Origin of the sequence: Microbacterium sp. 1154, assembly GCF_031455375.1 — a bacterium.
In the GTDB taxonomy this organism is placed as follows: domain Bacteria; phylum Actinomycetota; class Actinomycetes; order Actinomycetales; family Microbacteriaceae; genus Microbacterium.
In genome coordinates this window covers 429,915-448,362 of sequence record NZ_JAVDSN010000002.1, presented here as the reverse complement: position 1 = coordinate 448,362, position 18,448 = coordinate 429,915, and the positions used below count along the sequence as shown (strand labels likewise).

25 protein-coding genes are annotated in these 18,448 nt (G+C 69.1%); 16 read left to right on the top strand and 9 right to left on the bottom strand.

Annotated elements, in window-relative coordinates; genetic code table 11:
- Window positions 1-5: 5 nt before the first annotated feature.
- From J2X55_RS11480 to xseA, 4 genes are read right to left on the bottom strand one after another with little or no spacing between them, the layout of a single operon-like run.
- Window positions 6-692 carry a carbonic anhydrase gene (locus J2X55_RS11480; RefSeq protein ID WP_396653262.1) on the bottom strand — a complete coding sequence of 229 codons (687 nt, stop codon included), beginning with the start codon at window positions 690-692 and terminating at the stop codon, window positions 6-8.
- Window positions 689-1,321, bottom strand: coding sequence for a DUF4245 family protein (locus J2X55_RS11475; RefSeq protein WP_309823535.1), 633 nt, complete (start codon window positions 1,319-1,321; stop codon window positions 689-691). The genes J2X55_RS11480 and J2X55_RS11475 overlap by 4 nt, the downstream gene beginning before the upstream one ends.
- Window positions 1,321-1,548, bottom strand: coding sequence for an exodeoxyribonuclease VII small subunit (locus tag J2X55_RS11470; protein ID WP_174799685.1), 228 nt, complete (start codon window positions 1,546-1,548; stop codon window positions 1,321-1,323). Before J2X55_RS11470 ends, J2X55_RS11475 begins: the two co-directional genes overlap by 1 nt.
- Window positions 1,549-1,558: 10 nt before the next feature.
- Window positions 1,559-2,953: an exodeoxyribonuclease VII large subunit gene (gene xseA / locus J2X55_RS11465; protein WP_309823534.1), complete on the bottom strand. Its 1,395-nt coding sequence runs from the start codon at window positions 2,951-2,953 to the stop codon at window positions 1,559-1,561.
- Between the two features lie 64 nt (window positions 2,954-3,017).
- Between xseA and J2X55_RS11460 the strand changes: the two genes are divergently transcribed.
- The 5 genes from J2X55_RS11460 to J2X55_RS11440 are packed head-to-tail and all read left to right on the top strand — an operon-like array spanning window position 3,018 to window position 6,508.
- Entirely contained in the window at window positions 3,018-4,079 is a 1,062-nt protein-coding gene (locus J2X55_RS11460) for a 4-hydroxy-3-methylbut-2-enyl diphosphate reductase (protein ID WP_181906434.1), read from the top strand.
- Entirely contained in the window at window positions 4,076-4,660 is a 585-nt protein-coding gene (locus J2X55_RS11455) for a DUF6264 family protein (protein WP_181906435.1), read from the top strand. The genes J2X55_RS11460 and J2X55_RS11455 overlap by 4 nt, the downstream gene beginning before the upstream one ends.
- 55 nt (window positions 4,661-4,715) lie before the next feature.
- Complete coding sequence (locus J2X55_RS11450; protein ID WP_115917628.1) at window positions 4,716-5,219, top strand: sigma-70 family RNA polymerase sigma factor; 504 nt, start codon at window positions 4,716-4,718, stop codon at window positions 5,217-5,219.
- Complete coding sequence (locus tag J2X55_RS11445) at window positions 5,216-5,917, top strand: zf-HC2 domain-containing protein (RefSeq protein WP_115917630.1); 702 nt, start codon at window positions 5,216-5,218, stop codon at window positions 5,915-5,917. Before J2X55_RS11450 ends, J2X55_RS11445 begins: the two co-directional genes overlap by 4 nt.
- Window positions 5,918-5,962: 45 nt before the next feature.
- The gene (locus J2X55_RS11440) at window positions 5,963-6,508 is read left to right on the top strand and encodes an MOSC domain-containing protein (RefSeq protein ID WP_309823533.1); all 546 of its coding nucleotides are present in this window, start codon (window positions 5,963-5,965) and stop codon (window positions 6,506-6,508) included.
- A gap of 162 nt (window positions 6,509-6,670) precedes the next feature.
- Here J2X55_RS11440 and fbaA read toward each other — a convergent pair whose 3' ends face one another.
- Window positions 6,671-7,699 carry a class II fructose-bisphosphate aldolase gene (gene fbaA / locus J2X55_RS11435; protein WP_309823532.1) on the bottom strand — a complete coding sequence of 343 codons (1,029 nt, stop codon included), beginning with the start codon at window positions 7,697-7,699 and terminating at the stop codon, window positions 6,671-6,673.
- 177 nt (window positions 7,700-7,876) lie between these two features.
- Between fbaA and glpX the strand changes: the two genes are divergently transcribed.
- Both glpX and J2X55_RS11425 read left to right on the top strand, forming a co-directional pair.
- The gene (gene glpX / locus J2X55_RS11430) at window positions 7,877-8,866 is read left to right on the top strand and encodes a class II fructose-bisphosphatase (protein ID WP_210112458.1); all 990 of its coding nucleotides are present in this window, start codon (window positions 7,877-7,879) and stop codon (window positions 8,864-8,866) included.
- 288 nt (window positions 8,867-9,154) lie between these two features.
- A complete protein-coding gene (locus tag J2X55_RS11425; RefSeq protein WP_094734022.1) occupies window positions 9,155-9,364 on the top strand; it encodes a UDP-N-acetylmuramyl pentapeptide phosphotransferase in 210 nt (69 codons plus the stop codon).
- Window positions 9,365-9,423: 59 nt separating this feature from the next.
- On the opposite strand, the gene J2X55_RS11420 is transcribed toward J2X55_RS11425, so the two are convergent.
- The gene (locus J2X55_RS11420) at window positions 9,424-10,749 is read right to left on the bottom strand and encodes a DNA recombination protein RmuC (protein ID WP_309823531.1); all 1,326 of its coding nucleotides are present in this window, start codon (window positions 10,747-10,749) and stop codon (window positions 9,424-9,426) included.
- A gap of 54 nt (window positions 10,750-10,803) precedes the next feature.
- The gene (locus J2X55_RS11415) at window positions 10,804-11,397 is read right to left on the bottom strand and encodes a 3'-5' exonuclease (RefSeq protein WP_115917640.1); all 594 of its coding nucleotides are present in this window, start codon (window positions 11,395-11,397) and stop codon (window positions 10,804-10,806) included.
- Between the two features lie 269 nt (window positions 11,398-11,666).
- Between J2X55_RS11415 and J2X55_RS11410 the strand changes: the two genes are divergently transcribed.
- On the top strand, window positions 11,667-12,416 hold the full coding sequence (locus J2X55_RS11410; RefSeq protein ID WP_309823530.1) for a class I SAM-dependent methyltransferase: 750 nt from the start codon (window positions 11,667-11,669) through the stop codon (window positions 12,414-12,416).
- A gap of 76 nt (window positions 12,417-12,492) precedes the next feature.
- Here J2X55_RS11410 and J2X55_RS11405 read toward each other — a convergent pair whose 3' ends face one another.
- Window positions 12,493-13,875, bottom strand: coding sequence for a recombinase family protein (locus J2X55_RS11405; protein ID WP_309823528.1), 1,383 nt, complete (start codon window positions 13,873-13,875; stop codon window positions 12,493-12,495).
- A 180-nt stretch (window positions 13,876-14,055) separates the two neighbouring features.
- Entirely contained in the window at window positions 14,056-14,295 is a 240-nt protein-coding gene (locus J2X55_RS11400; RefSeq protein ID WP_309823526.1) for a helix-turn-helix transcriptional regulator, read from the bottom strand.
- 69 nt (window positions 14,296-14,364) lie between these two features.
- On the opposite strand from J2X55_RS11400, the gene J2X55_RS11395 reads away from it, so the two are divergent.
- The 8 genes from J2X55_RS11395 to J2X55_RS11360 all read left to right on the top strand — a co-directional run bounded on the left by J2X55_RS11395 (window position 14,365) and on the right by J2X55_RS11360 (window position 18,364).
- Window positions 14,365-14,598, top strand: a complete 234-nt coding sequence (locus J2X55_RS11395) for a hypothetical protein (protein ID WP_309823524.1) — start codon at window positions 14,365-14,367, stop codon at window positions 14,596-14,598.
- Between the two features lie 115 nt (window positions 14,599-14,713).
- Complete coding sequence (locus J2X55_RS11390) at window positions 14,714-15,460, top strand: phage antirepressor KilAC domain-containing protein (protein WP_309823522.1); 747 nt, start codon at window positions 14,714-14,716, stop codon at window positions 15,458-15,460.
- The gene (locus J2X55_RS11385) at window positions 15,457-15,825 is read left to right on the top strand and encodes a hypothetical protein (RefSeq protein WP_309823521.1); all 369 of its coding nucleotides are present in this window, start codon (window positions 15,457-15,459) and stop codon (window positions 15,823-15,825) included. The genes J2X55_RS11390 and J2X55_RS11385 overlap by 4 nt, the downstream gene beginning before the upstream one ends.
- Window positions 15,826-16,049: 224 nt before the next feature.
- Window positions 16,050-16,316, top strand: a complete 267-nt coding sequence (locus J2X55_RS11380; protein WP_309823520.1) for a hypothetical protein — start codon at window positions 16,050-16,052, stop codon at window positions 16,314-16,316.
- The gene (locus J2X55_RS11375) at window positions 16,313-16,735 is read left to right on the top strand and encodes a hypothetical protein (protein WP_309823519.1); all 423 of its coding nucleotides are present in this window, start codon (window positions 16,313-16,315) and stop codon (window positions 16,733-16,735) included. The genes J2X55_RS11380 and J2X55_RS11375 overlap by 4 nt, the downstream gene beginning before the upstream one ends.
- The gene (locus J2X55_RS11370) at window positions 16,732-17,229 is read left to right on the top strand and encodes a hypothetical protein (protein ID WP_309823518.1); all 498 of its coding nucleotides are present in this window, start codon (window positions 16,732-16,734) and stop codon (window positions 17,227-17,229) included. Before J2X55_RS11375 ends, J2X55_RS11370 begins: the two co-directional genes overlap by 4 nt.
- Entirely contained in the window at window positions 17,226-17,408 is a 183-nt protein-coding gene (locus J2X55_RS11365) for a hypothetical protein (RefSeq protein ID WP_309823517.1), read from the top strand. The genes J2X55_RS11370 and J2X55_RS11365 overlap by 4 nt, the downstream gene beginning before the upstream one ends.
- Window positions 17,405-18,364 (top strand): YqaJ viral recombinase family protein, encoded by a 960-nt coding sequence (locus tag J2X55_RS11360; RefSeq protein WP_309823516.1) that lies wholly within the window; start codon window positions 17,405-17,407, stop codon window positions 18,362-18,364. Before J2X55_RS11365 ends, J2X55_RS11360 begins: the two co-directional genes overlap by 4 nt.
- Window positions 18,365-18,448 lie beyond the last annotated feature (84 nt).

Below are 18,448 nucleotides of genomic sequence, written 5' to 3'. Positions count from 1 at the left end.
GGTTGTCAGATGCGGGCGTCTTCGACCCGGGGGTCGTCGACGCGGGGGTCGTCGACATCGCCCACGATGACGACGGGGAAGGCCTCGCCCTCGTCGAGGCGGTAGTTCGCGCCGACCACGGCGGTGCGGCCCTCGGCCACGGCCTCGCTGATGAGCTCGGAGGCGCGCAGCAGTTCGCCGACCGTGTGGCGGAGGTGCTCGCGGCCCACCAGCTCGGGGTCGACGGCGTCGGGCAGGTGGCCGTCGACGGCGGAAGCACGCTGCACGCGCCGAACGGCTGGGACGATCGGGGCGATCTGTCGCCAGATGTAGGCGGGAAGGGTCGGGGCGTCGACGCCGGTGCTCTCGATGGCCGCGCCCACCGCGCCGCACGCGTCGTGCGCGAGCACCACGATGAGGGGGACCTCCAGCACGCCCACGGCGTACTCGAGGCTGCCGATGACCGAGTCGGAGATGACCTGGCCGGCGTTGCGCACGACGAACAGGTCGCCGAGTCCCTCGTCGAAGATGATCTCGGCCGCGAGGCGCGAGTCGGAGCAGCCGAACAGGGCCGCGGTCGGGTGTTGCGAGTTCGCGAGCTCGGTGCGACGTTCGACGTCCTGACGCGGGTGCGCGGGGGCACCGGAGACGAAGCGCTCGTTGCCCTCCACCATCTGCTGCCAGACCTGACGGGGGGTCATGCGCTCGCTCACGGGACCTCTCTCAACTGCTCGATCTGCGATGTGACGGACGCGGCAGCCAGGGCCGCGGTCTCGGGGGCGGCATCGCCGTAGACGAGCACGTAGTCGGGCCCTGCCGGGGTGGCGAGGGCGTAGTCGATGTTGCCCGTTCCCGAGGGGTTCGAGGGGCGGTACACGTTCCACGTGATGCCGTCGATCTCGGTGGACTCGGTGCTGCGGGTGCCGTCGAGCACCTGGCCGACCCACGTCTCGTCGGCCTCGAAGCCCTGAGCGACGCGGAGGAAGCCGCTCTCGCCCGAGCGGACATAGACCATGGTCCACGCCTCGGTACCGCCGACGCCCTCGGTGCTGGCCTGGTTGACGCGCCAGCCCTCACCGAGCGAGGGCGAGAGCACCGGTCGACCCAGGTCGCTCTGCATCTCGGCCGCGAGGGCGGGGACGTCGATGTCGGGGCGGGGAGCTGGCTCACCGCGGGGGACGGCCGCGACGACGACGAGCACGACCCCGACCGTCACGATGAGCGCCGCGATGAGGTTGCGGAACGTCTTGCTGGACCGGTACCGACGCGAGGACTCGGCCTTGCGGTCGGCCGCTTCTTGCGGGGTCTCGGGGCGACCGAGATGAGCGACGACGCGAGCCATCAGTCGTCACCCTCGCCACGGGCGGCGTCCAGGCGACGCTTCGCACCGAGCAGCCACTCCTCGCAGCGGGCGTAGAGCTTCTCGCCGCGCTCCCAGAGTGCCAGCGACTCTTCGAGCGTCGGAGCGCCCTGCTCGAGCTCGGCGACCACGCGCACGAGTTCGTCACGGGCCTGCTCGAACGACAGGGTCGCGACGTCGACGGCGGGGCCGGGGGTCGTCGCGGTCATGGCATCCATTCTAGGCGCGCCCCGCCGACACCCCGTCGCCGGGTGCCTCGTCGTCGAGCAGCCGGGCGGCGGATGCCGGGGTGTCGGCGACGTCGGGCGTGCCCGGGCCGCGGGTCGTCGCTCCGTGCGGGACCGCGTCGGGGATGCCGCCCTCCGAGCGGGCGGCCACCGTGCCTTCTTCGACGGTGAGTCGGAGGGCGGTCCCGGCCGGGGCCTGAGCGGCGTCGCGCAGGACTGAGCCGTCGGGCAGCTGCGCGATCGCGTAGCCGCGGGCGAGGGTCGCCAGGGGGGAGAGCGCGCGAAGGCTCGCACCGAGTTCACTCGTGCGCCGTCGCTCGCCCTCGACGCGGCGGTCGACGATGTCGCGCCCCCGGTTCGAGAGCATCCACAGTTCCTGCGCCCGGGAGGTGAGCAGGGAGTGGGGCGTGCGCAGAGCCGGCCGCGAGCGGATCTGCTCGAGCTGCGCGATGTCGTGCAGCACGCGCTGGGTCAGGCGCCCGGTGAGCCGCGCCCGCAGCTGCGACACGAGCGCCCGCTGCTCGCTGATGTCGGGCACGACGCGCTTGGCCGCGTCGGTGGGGGTCGACGCGCGGACATCGGCGACCTCGTCCAGGAGCGGGCGGTCGTTCTCGTGCCCGATCGCGCTGACGATCGGAGTGGATGCCGCGGCCACCGCGCGCAGCAGTCGCTCGTCGCTGAAGCCGAGCAGCGTCTGCGGGTCGCCGCCGCCACGGGCGATGACGATCACGTCGACCTCGGGGTCGGCATCCAGGATCTTGAGTGCCGCGAGGGTCTCGGGAACGCACCGGTCGCCCTGCACCGCGGCGTGCTGGGTGCGGAAGCGCACGCGGGGCCAGCGGAGTTCGGCATTGCGATGGACGTCCTTCTCGGCGTCCGAGTTCTCGCCCGTGATGAGACCGATGCAGTGGGGGAGGAACGGCAGCTTCTTCTTGCGCACCGGGTCGAAGAGGCCCTCGGAGCGCAGCTGGACGCGCAGGCGCTCGAGACGCTCGAGCTGCTCGCCGAGACCCACGTGGCGCATCGCCGAGATGGCGAACGAGAAGTCGCCGGTGCGAGGAAAGTAGTCGGCCTTCACGCACGCGACGACGTGGTCGCCCACCTTGAGGTCTTTCGGCAGGCGGTTGAGCGTGCTCGACCAGATGCGGAAGGCCACCGTCGACTCGGTCCCGAGGTCTTTCAGGCGCCCGAACACGTTGCCGCCCCGGCGGTTGAACGAGGTGATCTCGCCCTCGACCCAGACCGAGCCCCAGCGCTCGATGAACCCGCGGATGGTGTCGTTCAGGCGCGAGACCGAGGTGGGGGCGTCGGTGCGGGAGTCGCGGGGGTGCACGCTGTCGGCGGGCGGGGCCTGGCCCGCGATGGTCTCGGGCTGGAACGAGGTCATGGTCTCCGAAGGGTAGAGGGCGCGATTCGGCCGGTGTTCAGGGGCGTCCCGGTAGAATCGAGGGGTGAGCTCACCTGCCGTCCACCTGCCCGTTCCCCGTATCCCGGGTCGACGCGGGCGGCTCCAGGATATCCCCGTCAAGGGCCAGAAGAAGGTCCTGCTGGCCGCGCCCCGCGGCTACTGCGCCGGCGTCGACCGCGCGGTCATCGCCGTCGAGAAGGCCCTCGAGCGCTACGGTGCGCCGGTGTACGTGCGCAAGCAGATCGTGCACAACATCCACGTCGTGACCGAGCTCGAGAAGAAGGGCGCCATCTTCGTGGAGGAGGTCGACGAGGTCCCGACGGGTGCCCACGTCGTCTTCAGCGCGCACGGTGTGTCTCCGGCCGTCGTATCGGCGGCATCCGACCGGGGTCTGCAGGCGATCGATGCGACCTGCCCGCTGGTCACGAAGGTGCACCGCGAGGCCGTGCGCTTCGCGCGCGACGACTTCGAGATCCTTCTGATCGGCCACGAGGGCCACGAAGAGGTCGAGGGCACCGCGGGCGAGGCCCCCGAGCACGTGACCGTGGTCAATTCCCCCGACCACGCCGACACCATCGAGGTGCGTGACCCCTCGAAGGTCGTCTGGCTCTCGCAGACCACGCTGTCGGTCGACGAGACGATGGAGACCGTGCGGCGCCTGCGTGAGCGCTTCCCCGAGCTGCAGGATCCGCCCTCTGACGACATCTGCTACGCCACGCAGAACCGCCAGGTCGCGATCAAGAAGGTCGCCGTCGGCGCCGACCTCGTCATCGTCGTGGGCTCGGCGAACAGCTCCAACAGCGTCCGCCTGGTCGAGGTCGCGCTCGAGCACGGCGCCAAGGCCGCGTACCGCGTCGACTATGTCGATGAGGTCAAACAGGAGTGGCTCGAGGGTGTCGAGACGGTCGGGGTCACCAGCGGTGCGTCCGTTCCCGAGGTCCTCGTGACCGAGGTGCTCGAAGAACTCGCCGGAGCCGGTTACCGCGACATCGAAGAGGTGCGCACGGCCGAAGAAGACCTCATCTTCTCGCTCCCCAAGGAGCTGCGACAGGATGCCAGCGGCAAGCGCGACGAGCGCGCGCTGGGTGGCCGGGGTCGCGCGTGAGCAACGTCGAACCGCGCACGCCCGCTGACGAGATCCGCCCCCGCCCGCAGTACGGCGAGTACGCCACTCCCGAGGAGCAGCGCGCGCGCATCCAGCGGCCGGAGGTGACCGAGGCCCTCGAGGCCGGGGTCGCTCCCCAGCCCGAGCCGGTCGTCGAGCAGCGCGCTTCGTCGAAGCCCGCGCCGATGCCGGTCCCCACGACCCGCGGCGGCAGGATCGACCGGATCGTGACGTTCGGCCTGCTCGTCTACGGTCTGTTCTCGGTCGTGACGACGATCATCCAGCTGTTGAACTTCCCCGAATACGCGAACAACTTCGCCCGGGTCTTCCGCGTCGACGCGACGTTCACGAACCTCACCGCCGGGTACCTCTGGGGGGCGGCCGCCGCCGCCGTCACCGGTATCGGATGGCTGTTCACCGCGCTCTTCACCTGGCGGTCGATGAAGCGCGGGCGCATCTCGTTCTGGATCCCCATCGTGGGCGCACTGATCAGCACGATCATCGCCGCCGTCCTCTCCCTCATCGGCATGTCGAGCGACCCGCAGTTCTTGTCGGCTGTGATGGGCAGCGTCTCGAACTGAACCGTTCCGCGCGGCATCCCGTGTTCTCAGGAGAAGAGGGAGAGGGGATGCCGCGGTGCGAGACGATCACGCGCAGCTGACCGCGCTGTACGACGCGCACGCGACCCCCGTCTGGCGCTACGTCGTGAGCCTGACCGGCGATCACGCGGGAGCCGACGACGTCGTCCAAGAGACGTTGCTGCGGGCCTGGCGGACGCCGCGGGTCATGAGCGACGACCCGGCGACGCTGCGCTCGTGGATGTACACGGTGGCCCGCAACCTCGTCATCGACGAAGCGCGCAGCGCCCGGCGTCGGCACGAGCATCCCGTCGAGGAACTGCCCGAGGTCGTCCGCGACGACGACACCGACGCGATGTTCGACGCCCTGCTCGTGGAGGAGGCGCTCGCGACCCTCACGCCCGACCATCGCGCCGTGATCGTCAGCGCCTACTACGGCGGGCGCAGCGTCGCCCAGGCCGCTGAGGAACTCGGCATCCCGGCCGGCACCGTCAAATCGCGACTGCATTACGCGGTGCGGGCATTGCGGCTCGCGCTGCAGGAAAGGGGGGTGACCCGATGAACGACGATCACGAGAGACTGTCCGTGTCGGACGGCGCCTACGTGCTCGGCGCGCTGTGCGCCTCCGATCGCGCCGAGTTCGAGGCGCACCTGATGACGTGCGCCGCGTGCCGGGCGTCGGTCGCCGAGCTCGCTCCCACCGCCGGACTCCTGTCTCGGTTGTCACCCGAGCGCGCTCGAGCCCTCGGCGGGGCAACCACCGGCCCGACTGCGCTCGCCTCGCCCGATCCGGCGCTGCGCAGACGCGTCGTCGAGGTAGCGCGCCGGCATCGGAAACGCCGTGTCGCCGTGTGGACGCTCGCCGCATCCATCGCCCTGATCGCCGTCGCGGTGCCGAGCGTGTTCGCCGTGAACAGCGCGGTGCAGCAGTCATCGGGAACCGTCTACGCCCTCGACGACGTCGCCGGCGCGCCGCTCGAAGCGTCGGTGAAGCTGACGTCGGCCCCGTGGGGGACCCGTATCGACCTCGTCTGCCAGTACACCGGACAGGTGCTCGACGCCCCTCCCGGTGGGTGGCCGTACGCCCTCGCCATCACCGACGACTCGGGGACCACGAGCGTGCTCTCGACCTGGCGTGCCGACCCCGGCTCGACGACCGAGCTCAGCGCGGGCACCGATCTGTCGGCTTCGAACATCGGCTCGGTCGAGATCCGCTCTCTCGACGGCGACACCGTCGTCATGCGGAGGGAGTTCGGCTGACCCTGCCGTCCGCGTGCTGTCGTCGGACGCTCTAGCATCGGTCGCATGCCTCGACTCGTCGCCGTCTGCGCCGTTGACCGTCTGCACCCGGATTCCGGATCCGTGGGGGTGACCGCGATCGACAAGCGTGCCCTCGAGGGGAGTGTTCGCGTGGGCAAGCTCGGTGTCCGCTCCGACGTGCAGGCGAGCCGTAAGCACCACGGCGGGCCCGACAAGGCCGTCTACGCCTACGCCGCGGAGGACGCGGCGTTCTGGGAGGGCGAGTTGTCTCGCGAGCTGCATCCCGGCTGGTTCGGCGAGAACCTGCGGGTCGAAGGTCTCGACGTCAACGGCGCGCGCATCGGCGAGATCTGGCGCATCGGCGACACCGTCGAGGTCGAGGTCACGATGCCCCGCACGCCGTGCGCGACCTTCGCGCGATGGGTCGGCGGATCGGCGGCGCGGGGCTGGGTCAAGCGTTTCTCGGACGAGGGCCGGCTCGGCGCGTACCTGAGCGTTCGCCGAGCCGGCGATATCCGAGCGGGGGATGCCATCGAGGTGCTGTCTTCTCCCGAGGGGGCGCCGACGGTGCTCGAGGTCTACCGGGGCTGAGACCTCGTCGTCGGGTACGTGCCCGGGGACGAGGTCACCGTTCGCGGCGGTCAGGGTGCCGACGTGTGCTGTCGCCGTGGTGCTCGGCAGGGTCCGGGACGCGGCATCCGGAAACGACGAACGCCCCGACCGCAGCCGGGGCGTTCGCGCAGAAGCGTTCGGTCAGCTCTTAGACTGGCCGTACGAGCCGAGCTGCTTCGTGGCCTCGACCACGCGCACGGCCATGGCCGACTCGGCGACCTTGCCCCAGGCGCGGGGGTCGTACAGCTTCTTGTTGCCGACCTCTCCGTCGAGCTTCAGGACGCCCTCGTAGTTCGAGAACATGTAGCCCGCGATCGAGCGCGTGAAGGCGTACTGCGTGTCGGTGTCGATGTTCATCTTCACGACACCGTTGGCGACGGCGAGGGCGATCTCGTCGTCGGTCGAGCCGCTGCCGCCGTGGAACACGAGGTCGAGGGGCTTGGGGCCGGTACCGAACTTCGCGGCGATGCCCTCCTGGATCTCACCGAGCAGCTCGGGACGGAGCTTGACGCCACCGGGCTTGTAGACGCCGTGGACGTTTCCGAAGGTGAGGGCCGAGATGTAGCGGCCGTTCTCGCCGAGACCGAGGCGCTCGACGGCCTTGGTCACGTCGGCGACGGTCGTGTAGAGAGCCTCGTTCGAGCCCTCATGCTGCACGCCGTCTTCTTCGCCGCCGACGACGCCGACCTCGATCTCGAGGATCGCGTTGATGTTCTTCATGCGGGGGAGGAGCTCCGCCGCGATGTCGATGTTCTCGTCCAGGGGAACGGCCGACCCGTCCCACATGTGCGACTGGAAGATCGGGTTGCGGCCGGCCTTGACCTCTTCTTCGGAGGCTTCGAGCAGCGGCAGGACGAAGCCGGGCAGGGCGTCCTTGGGGCAGTGGTCGGTGTGGAGGGCGACCGTGATGGGGTAGTTCTTCGCGACCTCGGTCACGTACTTGGCGAAGGCGAGGGCGCCGGTGGCGCGGGCCTTGACCGTGTGGCCGGCGAAGTAGTCGGCGCCACCGGTGGTGACCTGGAGGATGCCGTCGGAGCCGGCCTCGGTCAGGCCCTGAAGCACCGAGTTGATGGTCTGCGAGCTCGAGACGTTGATCGCGGGGTACGCGAAGCCGCCGGCCTTCGCGCGGTCCAGCATGTCGGCGTACTGCTCAGGGGAAGCGACGGGCATGGAGGTGCTCCTTGGTGTTGTCGGGACACCGTCACTCTAGCGAAGCCACCGGATCGTGACGCGGCGGGCGCGGCAGGAACGGGGCAGTTCTGCCGAACCGTTAAGAATGGCGATTCCTTCGTTGCACATCCGGTCAAAACCGGCAATTGTCCACGCTTCGCTGGATACAGTGGCCGCATGGTGAGCCTGACTGCCGACATGAGCCCTTTGCACCCCGACCGCAACCTGGCGCTCGAGCTGGTGAGAGCGACCGAGGCGGCATCCATCCGCGCCGTCCCCTTCATCGGCCGGGGCGACAAAGAGGCCGCCGACGGGGCGGCCGTCGATGCGATGAGGGCGTTCTTCAGCACCGTCAACTTCGACGGCACGATCGTGATCGGCGAGGGCGAGAAAGACAACGCGCCCATGCTCTACAACGGTGAGCGCGTCGGCAGCGGCCGCGGGCCGCAGTGCGACGTGGCCGTCGACCCGATCGACGGCACCTCGCTGACCGCCGCGGGCCGCCAGAACGCGCTCTCGGTCATCGCCGTGTCGGACCAGGGCACGATGCTCGACGCCTCGAGCGTTTTCTACATGGACAAGCTCGTCACGGGTCCCGCCGGAGTCGGCGTCGTCGACATCCGCCTCCCGATCGCCGAGAACATCCGCCTGCTTGCAAAGGCGCTCGGCAAGCCCGTCGATGAGATCGTCGTGTCGGTGCTGAACCGCCCGCGCCACGAGAAGCTGATCGCCGAGATCCGCGAGGCGGGAGCCGGCACCCGCCTCATGAGCGACGGTGACGTCGCCGGCGGGATCAACGCCGCTCGCCACAACGCCCGCACCGACATGTGCGTGGGTATCGGCGGGAGCCCCGAGGGCATCGTGACCGCGTGCGCCATCAAGGCGCTGGGCGGTCACATCCAGGGCGTCCTGGCTCCGCGCACCGACGACGAGAAGGAGAAGGGCCGGGATGCCGGCCTCCAGGTCGACGGCGAGGTCTACGAGGCCGACGGCCTGGTGAAGGGCAAGAACACGATCTTCGTCGCCACGGGCGTCACCGACGGCCAGCTCGTGCAGGGCGTGCGACGCGAGGGCGACTTCCTGTACACGGAGAGCGTCGTGCTGCGCGGCGCCTCGGGCACCCTCCGTCGCATCTCGTCGGAGCACCTGACGTCGAAGTGGCTCTGACGCTTCGGCGCTGACGCGCGTCACGCGGGAGGTCTCTCGGGGCGCTGTACGTGGCCCCGGGGCGTCAGATGTGGCCCCGGGGCCACGTGCGGGTGGGGGCGTACCGCCTCAGCGGGGGTCGCTTCTCGAAGGGCGGCCGTGCGGATGCACCGTCGACGTGGCGCATGCAGATACAGCCGGGCGTGTCGTGACGCAAGCGTGACCGGTACCGGAGTCCCTCTCTGGCAGAATCGAACGCAGTGTCAACGGCGACGCTGTGTTCTTCCGAGACCCGAAGGGGGATCGTCCATGGCAGCTCCGACGAACCAGACCGCACCTCAGACAGGTGCACAGGCGGTCATCGCCAGCGCGGTCGACCCCGCGCGACGGCCCGACGTGCTTCTGCGCGTGCGTCGCGACGAGGGTCACGAGGTCAGTGCGTGGTGGATGGTCGGCGCGTTCGTCGCCGTCTCCGCCGCCGTCGTCAGCCTGTTGAGCTGGGTCCCCGGCGGGGCGTGACCCTGATGTCCGCCATTCCGGCGGAACAGGCGCGCATGGCAACCGCCTGATTGCTCCCTCTACGACCCGTCGTCGAAGAGACCCGCTCGTTCACGGACGGCTCCGACGTCGGCGTGAGCCGTCACCTGGCCGTCCTCGGCGGTGTCCTGACTTGTGTCGCCGTCGAGTGACCCGATCATCTCGGGCGCTGTCCACCGGCGCGGTACCGCGTCGAGAGCGAGGGGGGCCGAGACCGCGTCGAGCTTCGTCTCGTCGATACCGGGGAATTTGCGCGCCGTCACGAGCACGCGCGATTCCAGTGACCCGGCGAACCGGTTGTAGCTGTCGACGGTCCGCTCGATCGCGCGGCGCAGGTCGTTGGCATGGTCGGCGAGTTTGCCGACACGTTCGTAGAGTTCCGTGCCCAGGGCGTAGAGCGTGCGTGCCTCGTCGGAGACGTCTTGCTGGGTCCAGGTGAACGCGACGGTCTTCAACACCGCCCAGAGATTGACGGGGGAGGCGAGTGCGACGCGGCGGGTGAAGGCGTAGTCGAGCAGGGTCGGGTCTTCGTCGAGCGCCGAGGCGAGCAGCGATTCGCTGGGCAGGAAGCACACGACGAACTCGGGGCTCGTCGTGAGCCCCGCCCAGTACGCCTTCTTCGCCAGGGCGTCGACGTGCGCGCGCACCGCTCTCGCGTGCTTGCTCAGGAGCGCTGCGCGACGCGCACCCTCGTCGCCGTGCGCCGTCACGGGGATGGCGCTGGCCTGGAGATAGGCGTCGAGGGGCACCTTGGCATCCACCGCCAGAGACTTGCCCCCGGGGAGGCGCACCACCATGTCGGGGCGACCGGCTCCGGCGTCGCTCGAGATCGCCGTCTGCAGGTCGAAGTCGACGTAGCGCGTGAGCCCGGCCGCCTCGACGACCCGACGCAGCTGGGTCTCGCCCCAGACACCGCGCGTGGCTCCGGAGCGCATGGCGGAGGCGAGGGACTCGGTGGTGGCGCGCAGAGCCTCGTCGGCCTCGCGGGACAGGCGCAGCTGCTCGCCGAGCGTCGAATACTGCTCGACGCGGTCGCGTTCGAGACCGTCGACCTTGCGCTGCATGGCGTCGAGCGTCTCGCGGACGGGGTCGAGGGCACGGAGCACGGTCTGCTCGCGGCGCTCGCGCTCTTCGCGGGCCGCCTGGTCGGCTCGTGACTGACCCACGAGTTCGCGGTACAGCGAGATCTGGTGGTCGAGCTGCGCCTGCACGCCGGCGCGTGCGGTCTCGGCGGCCGCCGCCCGTGCGCTCAGCGACTGCTGCTCGACGGCGTCGCGCGCCGCCGTGCGCGACGAGCCCACGAACCACCCGCCGGCGACGCCGACGGCGAGGGCGAGGATCACGAAGAGGAGGGCGATGGCATCCATGGGGTCAGCTTGCCCCAGACCTCCGACATCGGCGGAAAGACCGGCCGGTGGGGCTCAGGCGACCGCGCGTTCAACGGGCTCGACCGCGATCTGCGACACGCGCACGCCCAGGTACGCGGCCAGGGCGTGCACGTCGTCGACCCCCGCGCGGCGCGCGCAGTCGATCGTGATCTCGGCGCAGGCGACGGCGTCGGCGAGAGCGTCATGGTGCGCGAAGGGCGAGCACCCCGCTTCGGCGGCGACGAGCGGTAGGCGGTACGAGTCGAGCGTGTAGGTCTTGCGAGACATCTGCACGCTGCACATGTACCGGTAGGGCGGGCACTCGTCGCCGGTCGCGGCGCACGCGCGACGCAGCACCGACATGTCGAAGCCCGCGTTGTGGGCGACCAGGACGTCGGCTCCGGCGAAGGCGGTCAGACGTGCGAGCTGGGCCGACCAGTCGGGGGCGTCGACGACGTCGGAGGGCTGAATGCCGTGGATTCCCACGTTGATCGGAGCGAAGTGGTCGTGACCGGCCGGCGGTTTGATCAGCCAGGCCGCCGTGGCGACCACCCGACCGTCGCGGACGCGGGCCAGACCCACCGCGCACGCGGACGCGCCGCTGGAGTTCGCCGTTTCGAAGTCGATCGCGGTGAAGTCCAGAGCCACGACTCCACCCTGCGCCGGGGCTGCCGCGTTCCGGAGGAGGCGCGCCGGGGCGGCTCCGCACGGCCGCCGGTATCAGCCCACACCAACGGCGGCCCACCCGAGCCGAAGAGCGGAGATCGTCGACGGCACGCCGGAACACGGCATCCGAGGCGGGCCTGTCGAGCTCCGACTCCGCAGGACGGATCGCCGACGGAGCATCGTGAGCGGCCCGGCCGCCCGGTTCGACCATCGAGCGTGCCACGCCCGAGGGGCGGCGTAGGGTCGGGGGCATGACCGATCGCGAGAAGTCGACCTCGTTCGGGCAGGCGGCCTCCGCCTATGAGTCGGGTCGTCCGATGTATCCATCCGAGGCGGTGTCGTGGCTCCTCGAACCCGTGCGAGAGCCCGGCCGCGCGCTGCGTGTCGCCGACGTCGGGGCGGGGACCGGCAAGCTCACCCGCGCCGTCGTCGAGCTCGACGCCGACGTGGTGGCCGTGGATCCGGATGCCGACATGCTCGCGACCCTGCGACAGAACGCGCGAGGGGTACCGACGTTCGTCGGCACGGCCGAGAATCTACCGCTGCCCGACTCGGGCCTCGACGCCGTCGTCATGGGCCAGGCCTGGCACTGGGTCGACGTCGAACCCGCCTCGCTCGAGACCGCTCGCGTGCTGCGCAGCGGGGGAGTGCTCGGTCTCATCTGGAACATCCGCGACGAGCGGGTCGACTGGGTGCGGCAGCTCACCGCGGCCATGGGCGGCTCGAACGCCGAAGTGCTCCTCTCCACGACGGGACCGCGCGTGACAGCCCCGTACACAGAGCTGGAGCACCGCCAGTGGTCGTGGGAGCGTCGCATCACCTTGCCGCAGTTGCGCGACCTCGTCGTCTCCCGCAGCGACATCATTACGGCCAGCCCCGAGAAGCGCGCGGGCATCGAGGCCGCGGTCGACGGGGTCGTGGCATCCGTCCCCGATCTCGCCGACGGAGGGTCGGTCGCCCTGCCCTACGTGACCCACGCGTTCCGCACGCGGCGGCCGTGACGCGGGTGACGGGGCTCCGGGCCGGGTAACCTGGACTCCCGTGGCTCTTACCATCGGAATCGTCCGATGACGTGTTCTAACTCCGCGAGAACGGCGAGTCGATGACGACGCGCTCAGCGGAACCCTTCGGCTGAACGCGGATCCGTTCGATGAGCAGACGGACCGCCTGTCGCCGCTGTTCCACAGGAATGTTGCCCCACCGTGCGACCAGGTCGCCAGCGAAAGCAACGGGTCGCACCGTGGCCTGCGCGGAGGCTCGGGTGAGTTCGAGGTCGAGGTCGCGACGCTCGGCCTCGAGCTTGGCGCGCAGCCGATCGTACGCGTCGCGCGGGATGAGGTCGTCAACGAACTTCGCGGTAGCCGAGTCCAGCCTCTCGTTCACGGCGGCGATGCGTCGCGAGATTGCGCCGACCGGGTCTTCGACGGGGCGAAGCGCACGCGGTGCGGTGCGCGCCCGAGTGTTGAGCTCGTCGCGCACGTTGCGCATCCATTTGAGAACGGCCTGCTCCACCACGTCTTCCGCCAGCGAGGCGTCAGGGTGGACGCCGTAGTGCTTCGATTTGAGGCATGCGTATCGCCGCTGGCCGTGGTCGGTGCGACCGTGCATCTTGCCGCCGCAGTGGCATTGCATGAGGCCGGAGTACGTGTAGGGGGAGCGTTCGGCGCGGGGGCGGCGTCGGCGTTCGGCGCGCGCGTTCTCGAAGCGCGTCCAGTCGTCGGGTGTGATGACGGGTGGGTGGGTGCCGGGGTGCAGCTCACCGCGGAACAGCACGAGTCCGGCGCCGAAGCCGGAGTCGAGGAGGCGGAGGATTGCGGGCGTGTTCCAGCGGGCGTAGCGGGCGTAGACGCCGTTCTCGTCGGGTTGGGCGTTCGGGTCGGTGAGCCGGAGGGCGATGTTTTGCGCTGACTCGCCTGCGGCGTAGGAGCGGTACATGTCGGCGAGGATTGGGCCCTCGATCGGGTCGACTTCGTATCCGGCGTCGCGGGAGTAGACGTAGCCGTAGTGGCGCTGACCGTTTGGCGTCAGGCCGTGGCGGACGCGCCGCTCGAGTGTCTCTTTCCAGGTCGCGCCGATGGACTCTGCCATGAATGCGGCGTGCTCTGCCATCATGCCGCGACCGAATCGGCCGGCGGGAGATCGGTCGTTCGGTTCGGTGGCGGATTCGATGTAGCCGCCGGCCGTCTCGATGCGGTCGGTGGCGATGGCCCACCTGAGCCGGTTGCGGGCTGTGCGGTCGATGCGCCAGACGAGCAGGACGTCCGCCTGTTTCGTCTCGACGTACTGGATGCCAGCGTCAAGGCGCGCCCACCACGCGGACTTCTTGCGGGAACCGGATTCGTCGATGCCCTCGATCCACGCGACGACGTCGATGTTCTCCCTGGACGCGTACTGCTCGATCGACCACCGCTGGTTCTCAGGGCTGATCATGCCCTCGCGTTCCTTGGAGACACGGATCATGGCGACCGCTCGTCGGCGGCCTTTCTGTGCGTTCAGTGGCTGTGGGGAACTCATCGCTATCCAATGTCGGGGGTGTCGTATAGGTTCGAACATAGATTCGAAAGTGGGGTAAATCTAGTGTGCGACATGGATACGGTCGAGGAAGTCCGAGCGGCGGCGAAGCGGTTGGGCGTGCTCGTGTCAGACGTGTTTGTCGGCGTCGTTGAGGACGGTGGCTGCGTCAAGGTCGAGCGCGGCGCTCAGTGCGCGTAGGTAGCCGATGTTGATGTCTCGTTCGCCCGCGAGTAGGCGGACGACGGTGGCGCGTCCGAGGCCGGTGTCGGTTGCCAGAGCGGTGAAGCTCTTGCCCGACTTCTTCTTGGCGTCGGTCAATATTCGGGCTACGGCGCGGGTGTACGCGTCAGGAGTTTCGTTATCCACATAGATAACTTTAGGGGATTTGGCTCCGCCGCTTGTGCTCCGTATGGATAACGCTGTAGCGTGCTCCGTATGGATAACGGAAGCTTCGACCACAGAGTCGCCGAGCTCGTCGCCGCAGCGATCGACGAGACCGGACCGTCACGCAACGCGGTCGCCAAAGAGGCAGGCGTGCCGTACGCCACCCTCGACCGCAAGCTCAAGGGCATCGCCCCCTTCAACGTCTCCGAGCTGAACAGACTCGCGCAGGCAACAGGCAGAGACGCCGGGGACTTCATCCCCGCCAACGTCGAGGCGGCGCTCTGATGACCCTCGAAGAGCGGCTCACGGCAGCCGCCATCATCCTCCGCGACGCGGTCGAGAAGTTCGACGCCGAGCAGGCCGCGCGCGAGGCTCAGCACGCACCCCTGGCGGTGGCATCATGACCGCCGTCGTCCAGGTCATCGAACGCGATGGCGAGATGCGGGTATCGTCCGAGGCTGTCGCAGGCGGGTCAGGTGTGCAGCACAAGAACGTGCTCGAGCTGATCCTTGCGAACATCACGGATCTGGCGGAGTTCGGTGAGGTCGCGTTTGAAACGCGACCTGGCTACAACAACGCCCCCGTCCGGTTCGCGCTCCTGAACGAGCAGCAGGCGACTCTGCTGATGACGTTCCAGCGGAACACCCCCCAGGTGCGGGAGTTCAAGAAGGTGCTTGTCCGCACGTTCTTCGAGATGGGGCGCAAGCTCGCCGCGTTGGCGGTTCCGCAGACCCTACCGGAGGCGCTTCGCGCGTACGCCGCTGAGGTGGAGCAGCGTGAGGCGCTGCAGGCGAAGGTCGCACTGGACGCACCGAAGGTGTTGTTCGCTGACGCGGTCGCCACGGCCGACACGGACATCCTCGTCGGTGACCTCGCAAAGATCCTCCGAGGCAACGGCATCCCGGTCGGAGCGAACCGCCTGTTCGAGATGCTCCGCAATGACGGGTTCCTCATCCGTCGCCGCGGCACCGACTGGAACATGCCCACGCAACGGTCGATGGAGCTCGGCCTGTTCCGGGTGAAGGAAACCGCTGTCACCCACAGTGACGGGCACGTGACCATCTCGAAGACACCGAAGGTGACGGGCAAGGGTCAGGCGTACTTCGTCAACCGGTATGCCGGCCGGTTCATGGAGGTGGCGTCGTGAACGCCTTCACCGCATCCAACGGCATCAGCGTTACGCCAAGCGCCTCCATCGTCGGGGGAACTTCCGTGAACGACGTGGCGCTGCACAAACGCGAGGCAGACGCTCTGCGTGAGTTCTTCCAGGCGGAGGCTGACGAACGCCTTGGCCGGTGGCGTTGGCCCGAGAACCCCGCCTACGTCGTCGCCGCCTACTTCGATGCTCACCCGGAGCCGAAGCCGTGGCACGGCGCTGAGCCCGGCGACGTCTTCCTAGTCACGTGGCCCGGTTCGGAGCGTGAGGAAGCAGTGATAGTACCCGGCGCCTGGCCGAAGGCATGGGAGTGCGTCACCTCGGCTCGTCGTATCTGGCCGGAGGTGTCGTCGTGATCAACCCGGATCAGCTTCCCGCGTGGTTCGCGGCGCCTGTGGGTTTCGTCGTGTGGGTCGCGTTTTTGGCCCCTGTTGTCCGTGATGTTGTGCGGTCCCGCCGCCACCACTGACACCCCCCATTTCACTCCACCTTTTTCTCATCCACGAAGGGCACATTCGTGAACCTCTTTCAGCGACCCCCGAGACCTCCCCGGACAGACCGTCCTCAGCGTGTGCTGTGGATGCTGACCGGCAACCGCCAGCACACCTACCTCATTGAAAACCCTGACCGGGAGATCGCCGCCGAGGTGGCCGGTTTCGCGTCCTGCCCCGCCTGCGGTGTCGTGTACACGCCCCGCCTGGCCGAGCGGATCATGTCCCCGGCGTTCCTCCGGGCGCAACGGTGGGCGCACGCTCACAACGCGGAACGCCACCCCCGCCGGTGGCTTCGTTCCCAGCACTTCCAGGCACCCATTCCCGCTGAGATCCGTGAGCGGGTGGCGTCATGACCGAAAAGCCAAGCATCGACGAGGTCCGGGCCCTGGAGAAGTTCATCTCTTACGACGGTTCCGCCACCCTCTTGCGGACGTTCCAGGGCATCCTCCGCAGCCAGGAAAAAATGCGGGCTGCCCTGTCCACCCCGCCCGCCGACGACGTACGCGAAGCGCTGGCGGCGATCGTCAAGCGAACCTCACAGGCGTTCGGCGGACCCAGCCTTGCCGAGTTCGCGAACGATCCCCCCACGCGGAAGCACTACGCGACGGCCGATGCGATCCGCGCCGCGTTCGAGGTCCGCCCGCACGGGACGGTCACCGACGCCGCCGATGTGGACTCGCGCCTTCGGGCAGCGCTGGCGGTGTACCTCGATCTGCGCACCGTGGCCCGCGTCATGGCCGATCTCGAAGCCGCACGGGAGGTCCACCCGTGAGCGCCTGGATCGCGACGAGCGAGCACCTGCCGGGTGAAGGGGTCGCCGTCGAAACGAAGATCGACGACGAACGCGGCGCCCGAAACCACGCCATCTTGAAACGCACCGGCGGTCTCTGGTTCTTCGCCGACGGGTCGATGTACGTGTACTACCCGGCCCACCCATTGGCGGGAGGTCCGTCCGTGACTGTCGTTCCTATCCGTGAGGCGACGGATGCGGAGGTGGAGGCCCGGATGTTGTCCGCGTTGCGGGCATTGTCCGCCGGGTGCCCGCACCTGTTGTCGTTCATGGTCGACCGGGAGGAGCTGGACATGCTCCTCCGCATCGCTGACGAACGCGACACCCTCCGCCGTGAGGTGTGCAAGGAACCGTCACGCCCTGACCCGAAGTACGTGGTCCGCACCTGTTCGGACTGCCACCACGAACCGCACGGCATTCGCATGCTCTGCATCAACCGTTTCTGCGCGTGCCGCAACGAAGGGCCCACCCGATGACCAAGAACACGAAACCCCGGTGGGAGGTCGGTGACGCGTTTGTCGTCGGCTCCGTCCGCTGGGCCATCACCGCCCTCAACAACAAGACCAAGGCCGTTCATGCAAAGGCCCTGTCCACCACGAACCACGGCATGCGGTGGACCACCACCCTCGACAAGCTCCCGGAGAAGACAGCATGACCATCACTCAGCAGACCCCCCGTGTCGTCGTCCCCGGGGACGCCCCCCGCGTCCAGTGGATGGCCGAGCGCGGCGAGGGTGTCACCGCATCCGAGGTGTGGGAGATCGCCCGCGGCGGCATCAAGACGTGGCGCCGCATCCTCGAGCAGAAGATGAATGGGTCGACGTTCCGCGGCAACCGTGCCACGAACGCCGGCCACGCCCGCGAGGCCGCCCTCCTCGACGAGGCCGCCGACGCCCTGGACGCCGTCGAGCCGAATAGCGCCCTGTGGGCTGCCGCGAGCAACGATCTGTTCCGCGCCACCCCGGACGGCATCGGCTGGGAGGACCAGCACGCCGTCGTCGTCGAGGTGAAGTCGCACGAGCACGGCTGGGAGCACGACGGCATCCCCATGGATCACCTCGCGCAGATGCAGTGGCAGATGCTCGTGCTCGGCGCCGTCCGAGGCCTGTACGGCTTCGAGGTCCGCGACGAAGACGACCAACCCCCGCTCAACGGCGCGACGTGGATCCCGGTGGAGCGCGACGAGGAGATGATCGCGTGGCTCACCGACCGCGCGAACGCGTTCCTCGCATGGCGTGAGGCCGGATGCCCTGACGTCATGCCCCTCCCCGCAGACGTGGAGGCCGCTCGCGCGGCGTGGGTGCCACTGAAGCGCGCCGCGGACGCCGCCGCCGCCGCCGAGAAGACCGCGAACGCCGCGCTCAAGAAGGCCATCGAGGGCCAGCCCTACGCGCGCCGCTTCGGCCACGTCGGCATCGGCGAGGACGGCGGCTACCAGCTCACCGTGAGCGAGTCCCGCTCGATCGACGAGGCCGCGTTCAAGGCCGCCGACCCCGAGGGGCACGACGACATGGAGCAGCTGCGCGTCGCGCTCGCGTTCGCGGAGGCCGCTGCCGCCCGCACCTACCCGAAGACCACGCGCAGAACCGCACTGCGTTACCAGGAGGCATGAGTCATGGCCCGCAAAGAAGACGACCCGAGGTGCGAGCGACCGTCGCTCGACGTCATCGTCACCAACCAGCCCGGGGACTACGAC